This is a genomic window from Mesorhizobium sp. M1E.F.Ca.ET.063.01.1.1, assembly GCF_003998155.1.
In the GTDB taxonomy this organism is placed as follows: Bacteria; Pseudomonadota; Alphaproteobacteria; order Rhizobiales; family Rhizobiaceae; genus Mesorhizobium.
Window position 1 is genome coordinate 1 of the sequence record NZ_RZSC01000386.1, and the last position, 5,544, is coordinate 5,544.

Consider the following 5,544-nt stretch of genomic DNA (forward strand, 5'->3'; position numbering starts at 1 on the left):
ATCGTGGCCCGCAAAACCTCGATCGTCGGCTCTATCGGCGTGCTGATCCAGTATCCCGACGTCAGCGGCCTGATGGACAAGCTCGGCATCAAGCTCGAGGAAGTGAAATCCTCGCCGCTCAAGGCCTCGCCCTCGCCCTTCAAGCCGACCAACGACGACGAGCGCGCCATGGTGCGCAAGCTCATCCTCGACAGCTATGACTGGTTCGTCGGCATCGTCGCCGAGCGGCGCAAAATGACGCATGAGCAGGCGCAGGCGCTGGCCGACGGTTCGATCTTCACCGGCCGCCAGGCGCTCGGCAACCACCTTGTCGACGCGGTCGGCGGCGAGACCGAGGCGATCGACTGGCTGGCGACCAAGGGCGTCGACAGCAAGCTCAAGGTCGTCGAGTGGAAGAACACGGAGGGCCGCAGCTACCTGTTTCCGAGGAGCATGACCAAAGCCGTCGCCAACGCGCTGGGCCTGCCGGACGCCGGCGGCGATGTCATTCACGAGCTCGGCGCAGACCGCTTGTTCCTTGACGGTCTCGTTTCGGTCTGGCACCCTTGACAAGCTGTCGGGAAGAACCAAAAAAGCAATAAAATCATCCTGATAATTTGACCGCTGTGTGGTTTACGGGGAACGTTCTCATGATCAAATCCGAACTTGTGCAGATCATTGCCGCGCGCAACCCTCATCTTTTCCTGCGCGACGTCGAAAACATCGTCGGCGCGATCTTTGACGAGATCACCGACGCGCTTGCCGAAGGCAACAGGGTCGAACTGCGCGGCTTCGGCGCCTTCTCGGTGAAAAACCGCCCCGCCCGCACCGGCCGCAACCCGCGCACCGGCGAGTCCGTCGAGGTCGAGGAGAAGTGGGTGCCGTTCTTCAAGACCGGCAAGGAGTTGCGCGAGAGGCTGAACGGCGGCAAATAGGCGCCGCGCCGGATCGCAGCGACGTTCCGGCGCTTGGAGCATGTCTCCCGAAAGTGGAGACCGGCTTCGGGACAAAGACATGCGCGCTTTAAGATGCTTCTCCACGGAGACCTGATGTTCAATCGCTTCATGCTCGTCGTGGTCTTCGTGCCGCTGGCCATCATCCTGATCGCGCTTGCCGTGGCCAACCGCGGACCGGTCGCCTTCACGCTTGACCCGTTCCACCCCGGCAATCCGGCGCTGACGCTGAACCTGCCGCTCTTCATCTTCCTGTTCCTGGCTTTAGCCGTCGGCATGGTCGTCGGCAGCATGGCGACCTGGGTGAAGCAGGGCCGCTACCGCAAGCTCGCGCGCCAGCGGGGCCTGGAGGCCGAGAACCTGCGCCAGGCGGTGAGCCGTGCTCCCGCGGCGCCGAAAGGACCGCCGCTGCCCAAGCCGACAAACTGAGCAGCAACTCGCTTTCACGGAGCTTTTTATGCTGACCATCTCGGCCACCGAGGTCGATCGCGCGCTCACCTTTCCCGGGCTGGTAGAGACGCTGCGCACGGCCTTCCGCGACGGCGCCGTGCAGCCGGTTCGCCATCACCACGCGATCGAGCGGCCGGATGGCGCCGCATCGACGCTGCTGTTGATGCCGGCCTGGACCGACTTCAACGCCGCCGGCACCTCGGCGGGAGGCCATATCGGCGTCAAGATCGTCACCGTTTCCCCCGACAACAACGCCATCGGCAAGCCGGCGGTGATGGGCCTCTATCTGCTGCTTGACGGCGTGACCGGCGAACCGCAAGCGCTGATCGACGGCCAGCGGCTGACGCAATGGCGCACCGCCTGCGCCTCGGCGCTCGCCGCATCTTATCTCGCCCGCAAGGACGCCTCGCAGCTGCTGGTGGTCGGCGCTGGCGCGCTGTCATCCTTCCTCGCCAAGGCGCACTCGGCGGTGAGACCCATCAAATCCATCCGCATCTGGAACCGCACGCCGGCCAACGCCGAGAAGGTCACGGCGGCGCTCCGCGCCGAAGGCCTTCCGGCCGAGGCCGCCGGAAACCTCGAAGCCGAGCTTGGCGAAGCCGACATCGTCTCGTCGGCGACGATCTCGACAACGCCGCTGGTCAAGGGCGCGCTGCTGAAGCCGGGCGCTCATGTCGACCTGGTCGGCGGCTTCACGCCGACGATGCGCGAAAGCGACGACGACGCCATTTCGCGCGCCCGCGTCTATGTCGACACCCGCGCCGGCGCCACCAAGGAGGCCGGCGACATCGTCCAGCCACTGGCTTCCGGCGTGCTGAAGCCGGAAGCAATCGTTGCCGATCTGCACGAGCTGGCGCGCGGCGAGAAACAAGGCCGCCAGGCGGACGACGAGATCACGCTGTTCAAATCGGTCGGCGCCGCGCTCGAGGACCTCGCCGCCGGCATCGCCGTCTACAAGGCGCTCAAATAGCCGAAGCCGCGAGTATGGCGTCCATCGCCTCGCCGATCAGGCGAAAGTCGTGCTCGCCGATCTCGAACAGCCCGAAGCGAAGCTGATAGCCCCAGTTGGGCCTGCCGGCGGTGAAGTCCAGCCGGTCGAGCAGCGGCTTGATCGGCGCCTCCTTGGCGTCCGACCAATCGACATCGCGCCGCGCTGGCGTGAAGCCGCCGCCCATGATGCCCTGATAGACCTCGCCCTCACGGACCGTGCCGAGAGCGGTGAAGGACTGCAGCCCGTCTTTCTCGCCGAGCACGGTGCTCGGCGAGTAATAGACGATGCCGTCGCCCGGCTTGATGCGGCGAAGCGGCGCCGCCTTGCCGTGGTTCACCTGCATGAAGCCGCCCTGGCGGCCGATCCGCACATGCTCGGCCGATGCGACGGCGATCCAATAGGCGCTCATGCCTGTGCTCCCTCGTTCGGCCAGTAGACGCGCAGACGGTGATTGTCTGGGTCGAGCGCAACGAAGGTGCGGCCGAAATCCATGTCGGTCGGCGCCTGCAGGATCTTCAGACCGCGCTTGGCCCAGTCGGAATGCGTGGCGTCGACCGCAGCCGCATCCTCGACCGCAAGCACCAGCTCGCCACCTCCGCCCGCGGCGGCCGCTGCCGGCTCCACAGTGTGGCGCGACCAGAGGCCGAGCTTGAAGCCTTTGTCGAGCACGAACATGGCAAAGGTCGGCGAGGCCTCGACGGGCGCGCGTCCGAGCAGCGAGGCATAGAACGCACCGCTCCGCTCGGGGCTGTCGACATAGAGGATGACGAAATTGGGCGTGGACATGTCTGATCTCCAAGGTGTTTTGAACCTTGAGGACGGTACGCGATACCGCTGTCAGATTCTGGCAGCAGTCATCAGTCAACCGAGTTTTTTGGACCCGGCGTGTCCAGCGTCGCCCGCCATTCCTTGAGCATCGCCTGACGGCGGCGCGGATAGCGGATGTCCGTGGCGGTGAGGCGGGACATGCGATCGGTGCGGAAATGCCGGAAATCCTGGCGCATCTCGCACCACGCCACCATCACCCTCACCTTGTCGAAGAAGCCGAGCGCGAACGGCCAGACCATGCGCTCCGACGCGGCGCCCCCGGCATCGCGATAGAGGAAGCCGAGCTTGCGCTCCTCGCGGATCGCCTGCCGCACCACGCCGAGATCGATCGCCTCGACGCTCGCTGAACTTGGCCCGACGAGCAGCGTCGTGGCGTCGAGGTCCTCGCGCAGATCGTCCGGCAGCACCGCCGCGATCTTGGACAGCGCATCCGTGGCGGCCGCGGCCAGCCGCTTGTCCGGCTGTTTTGCCACCCAGCGCGAGCCGAGCACGATTGCCTCGATCTCCTCGTCGGTGAACATCAGCGGCGGCAGCATGAAGCCTGGCTTCAGCACATAGCCCAATCCCGCCTCGCCTTCGATCGGCGCGCCCTGCCCCTGCAGCGTCGCGATGTCACGGTAGAGCGTGCGGATCGAGACGCCCATCTCTCCGGCAAGCGTGCGGCCGCTCACCGGCCGGCGATGGCGGCGCAGGATCTGGATCAGGTCGAGCAGACGTTCGGCACGGGACATCGGTTTGCCATCCGGGATTGGGCGGACGATAGGGCTGGGGCGCTCATCGCGGCAAGCTATTTGCCGATATGGAACACTCGCATGCCGTCCCCGTTCTTCCCAATGGAGATGCGCGGATTCCTGGTGTTCTGGTCGGTGCTTGTCACCACGGTCGCGGCGCTCAGCCTCGCAAGGGCGCATGGTTTGTTGCGCCGACCGGCATAGCTGTGGCAGAAGCGAGCCGAACCGCCGGAGATGCTTGTTCTTGAAATCCTTTCGCGACAAACGCCGCGACAGCCGCCCGCACCCGGCCCGATCGGAACCGGCGCGCCAACGCGACACGTTCGCGCCTGCACGGCCGCAGTCGACGACCGGCGAACGCACCGAAACGAAATCCGCGGATCGACAGGAAGCAAAACCGGCGCGGCGCGTGCTTGCGCGCCGCGACGGTGTGCTGCCCGCCGAGCGGCTGCCGCTGATCCTCGAAGTCGCGCCCAACGCCGACTACGCGCTGCTGGACAGCGGCGCCGGCGAAAAACTGGAGCAGTATGGGCCGTACCGCATCGTGCGCCCTGAGGGCCAGGCGATCTGGCAGCGGGCGCTTCCCGCAAAGGAATGGGAGCGCGCCGACGCGATCTTCACCGGCGACACCGACGAGGAAGGCATCGGCCGCTGGCGTTTTCCAAAAACACCGCTCGGCGAGACCTGGCCGATGAAGCATGACGGCATCGACTATCTCGGCCGCTTCACCTCGTTCCGTCATGTCGGCGTCTTTCCCGAGCAGGCCTCGCACTGGGACCACATGGCCGGGCTGATCGTCGCGGCCAAACGCCCGGTCAAGGTGCTGAACCTCTTCGGCTATACCGGGCTTGCCTCGCTGGTGGCCGCACGCGCCGGCGCCGAGGTCACCCATGTCGATGCCTCGAAGAAGGCGATCGGCTGGGCGCGCGAAAACCAGGAGATGGCCGGCCTTGCCGACAAGCCGATCCGCTGGATCGTCGAGGACGCGGTGAAATTCGCCGAGCGGGAAGAGCGTCGCGGCAGCCGCTACGACATCGTGCTCTTCGACCCGCCCGCTTATGGCCGCGGCCCGAAGGGCGAAGTCTGGCAATTGTTCGAGGACCTGCCGGGGCTCACTGACCTTTGCCGCTCGATCCTGACGCCAAAGCCGCTGGCCGTGGTTCTCACAGCCTATTCGATTCGCGCCTCCTTCTTCGCCATCCATGCCCTGATGCGCGACACTTTCGCCGGCATGGGCGGCACGGTCGAATCCGGCGAATTGATCATCCGCGAGAAGTCCGTCGGCCGCGCGCTCTCGACCTCGCTGTTCTCGCGCTGGGTGGCTTGAAATGGTCGCGTATGACGGACACCGGCCGGTCGGCCAGGTCAAGGAAGTCACCAGCCTCGCCAACCCGCTGGTCAAGGACATCAAGGCGCTGGCGCTGAAGAAGTTCCGCGACCAGCAGAACGCCTTCATGGCCGAGGGGCTGAAGCTGGTCATCGACGCGCTCGACCTCGGCTGGTCGATCAGGACGCTGGTCTTCGCCAAGGCCGGGCGCGGCAACGCGGCGGTCGAAAAGGTCGCGGCGCGCACGGTCGCCGCCGGCGGCACCGTGCTCGAAGTCTCGGAAAA

General features: G+C 66.0%; 9 protein-coding genes and 1 pseudogene. 7 read left to right on the forward strand and 3 right to left on the reverse strand.

Translation table 11 applies throughout. From position 1 onward, the window contains the following. The 4 genes from EOA29_RS23290 to EOA29_RS23305 form a co-directional block, all read left to right on the forward strand. Positions 1-549, forward strand: a 549-nt coding sequence (locus tag EOA29_RS23290; RefSeq protein ID WP_189478964.1) for a S49 family peptidase, incomplete at its 5' end; no start/stop codon positions are given. An 80-nt stretch (positions 550-629) separates the two neighbouring features. Beyond that, on the forward strand, positions 630-914 hold the full coding sequence (locus EOA29_RS23295) for an integration host factor subunit beta (protein ID WP_027165368.1): 285 nt from the start codon (positions 630-632) through the stop codon (positions 912-914). 114 nt (positions 915-1,028) lie between these two features. After that, entirely contained in the window at positions 1,029-1,361 is a 333-nt protein-coding gene (locus EOA29_RS23300) for a DUF1049 domain-containing protein (protein ID WP_126091935.1), read from the forward strand. Between the two features lie 28 nt (positions 1,362-1,389). Then, positions 1,390-2,352: an ornithine cyclodeaminase family protein gene (locus EOA29_RS23305; protein WP_126091934.1), complete on the forward strand. Its 963-nt coding sequence runs from the start codon at positions 1,390-1,392 to the stop codon at positions 2,350-2,352. Here EOA29_RS23305 and EOA29_RS23310 read toward each other — a convergent pair. The 3 genes from EOA29_RS23310 to EOA29_RS23320 form a co-directional block, all read right to left on the reverse strand. Then, entirely contained in the window at positions 2,345-2,782 is a 438-nt protein-coding gene (locus EOA29_RS23310; RefSeq protein ID WP_126091933.1) for an EVE domain-containing protein, read from the reverse strand. The two genes, EOA29_RS23305 and EOA29_RS23310, sit on opposite strands and share 8 nt — an antisense overlap. Then, complete coding sequence (locus EOA29_RS23315) at positions 2,779-3,159, reverse strand: VOC family protein (RefSeq protein ID WP_126091932.1); 381 nt, start codon at positions 3,157-3,159, stop codon at positions 2,779-2,781. Before EOA29_RS23315 ends, EOA29_RS23310 begins: the two co-directional genes overlap by 4 nt. A 71-nt stretch (positions 3,160-3,230) precedes the next feature. Continuing rightward, a complete protein-coding gene (locus EOA29_RS23320; RefSeq protein ID WP_126091931.1) occupies positions 3,231-3,932 on the reverse strand; it encodes a YafY family protein in 702 nt (233 codons plus the stop codon). A gap of 81 nt (positions 3,933-4,013) precedes the next feature. Here EOA29_RS23320 and EOA29_RS43850 point away from each other — a divergent pair, with 81 nt between their 5' ends. The 3 genes and pseudogenes from EOA29_RS43850 to EOA29_RS23330 form a co-directional block, all read left to right on the forward strand. Beyond that, entirely contained in the window at positions 4,014-4,136 is a 123-nt protein-coding gene (locus EOA29_RS43850; RefSeq protein WP_281059651.1) for a hypothetical protein, read from the forward strand. A 40-nt stretch (positions 4,137-4,176) separates the two neighbouring features. Then, entirely contained in the window at positions 4,177-5,259 is a 1,083-nt protein-coding gene (locus EOA29_RS23325; protein ID WP_126091930.1) for a class I SAM-dependent rRNA methyltransferase, read from the forward strand. Position 5,260: 1 nt separating this feature from the next. Beyond that, positions 5,261-5,544 (forward strand): annotated as a pseudogene (locus tag EOA29_RS23330) (RNA methyltransferase); the annotation flags it as partial.

Coding starts and splice junctions, on each gene's coding strand:
- EOA29_RS23310 (WP_126091933.1), bottom strand. CDS start 2,782: ATGAGCGCCTATTGGATCGCCGTCGCATCGGCCGAGCATGTGCGGATC.
- EOA29_RS43850 (WP_281059651.1), top strand. CDS start 4,014: ATGCCGTCCCCGTTCTTCCCAATGGAGATGCGCGGATTCCTGGTGTTC.
- EOA29_RS23300 (WP_126091935.1), top strand. CDS start 1,029: ATGTTCAATCGCTTCATGCTCGTCGTGGTCTTCGTGCCGCTGGCCATC.
- EOA29_RS23315 (WP_126091932.1), bottom strand. CDS start 3,159: ATGTCCACGCCCAATTTCGTCATCCTCTATGTCGACAGCCCCGAGCGG.
- EOA29_RS23320 (WP_126091931.1), bottom strand. CDS start 3,932: ATGTCCCGTGCCGAACGTCTGCTCGACCTGATCCAGATCCTGCGCCGC.
- EOA29_RS23305 (WP_126091934.1), top strand. CDS start 1,390: ATGCTGACCATCTCGGCCACCGAGGTCGATCGCGCGCTCACCTTTCCC.
- EOA29_RS23295 (WP_027165368.1), top strand. CDS start 630: ATGATCAAATCCGAACTTGTGCAGATCATTGCCGCGCGCAACCCTCAT.